The sequence below is a fragment of the Phyllobacterium brassicacearum genome (genome assembly GCF_003010955.1).
Lineage (GTDB): Bacteria > Pseudomonadota > Alphaproteobacteria > Rhizobiales > Rhizobiaceae > Phyllobacterium > Phyllobacterium brassicacearum.
Genome location: NZ_PGGO01000069.1, coordinates 1 through 983, shown reverse-complemented (window position 1 = coordinate 983; position 983 = coordinate 1). Strand labels below are relative to the sequence as shown.

Sequence of the window (983 nt, the reverse complement as noted above, 5' to 3'; positions counted from 1 at the left end):
GATGGTGTTGGCGAGGTAGCCGAGATGGCGCCAGGTGTCGTCGACGGTTCGCTTTTGAGCCTGGCGCATCCAGTGCTTGATCTTGGCAAAGACCTGTTCGATCGGATTGAGGTCGGGGGAATATTTCGGCAGAAACCATAATCTGGCGCCGGCCGCCCTGATGGCATCGCGGATGGCCTTGGCTTTGTGGGAGCCGAGATTGTCGAGAATGACGATGTCGCCGGGCTTGAGGGTCGGGATCAACTGCTGGCGGACATAGGCGCCGAAGCATTCGCCGTTGATCGGACCATCAAAGACGCAGGGGGCGGTGAGCCGGTCACAGCGCAAGGCGCCGAGGAAGGTCAGGGTGCGCCAGCGGCCATGCGGTGCAAAGCCGCGCAGCCTCTTGCCCTTCGGTCCCCAGCCGCGCAACGGCGCCATGTTGGTCCTGATCCAGGTTTCATCGATGAAGACCAATCGGCGCGGATCGAAACGGCCTTGCCAGGCTTTCCAGCGTGCCCGACGCCGGGCAATGTCGGCCCGACCCTGCTCAAGGGCGAACAGCGTTTTTTTTGAAGCGCAGGCCTTCGCGGCGCATGAACTGCCAGATGGCATTGTGCGACACCCTGACGCCGCATGCGGCCAGCTCGTCCTTCAGGCGATGCAAGGTCAGATGCGATGTCTGCTCGATCCGCTCGACGATGAAAGTGCGGTGCGGCTCCAGAATAGGCCGACGATGGCCACCCATCTTGCCGGGCGACACGCTGCCGGTTGCCCGATAGCGCTGCGACCACTTCACCACAGACGAGACGGCAATGTCGAACCGATCCGCCACAACCCGGCAACTTTGACCAGCCTCAACCGCAGCAACAACACGCTCACGAAGATCATTGGAATAGGGTCGCGTCATGGATGCTGGCCTCCAATCCCAGCATCCATGATGAATCACATATCAACTGATTTGGGAATCCCGGTGCGATTCCGACAAGCAATGATCCGCTCTA

General features: G+C 60.7%; 1 protein-coding gene. It reads right to left on the bottom strand.

Annotated features, from left to right (window positions below; all coding sequences use genetic code 11):
- Nucleotides 1–889 (bottom strand): IS630 family transposase gene (locus CU102_RS28270; RefSeq protein ID WP_106714348.1). Its coding sequence is split into 2 segments (ribosomal slippage), with 888 coding nucleotides annotated over them: nt 1–552 and nt 554–889; the frame shifts between segments, so codons are not numbered across the junction. This gene is flagged as partial in the annotation.
- Nucleotides 890–983: the final 94 nt, after the last annotated feature.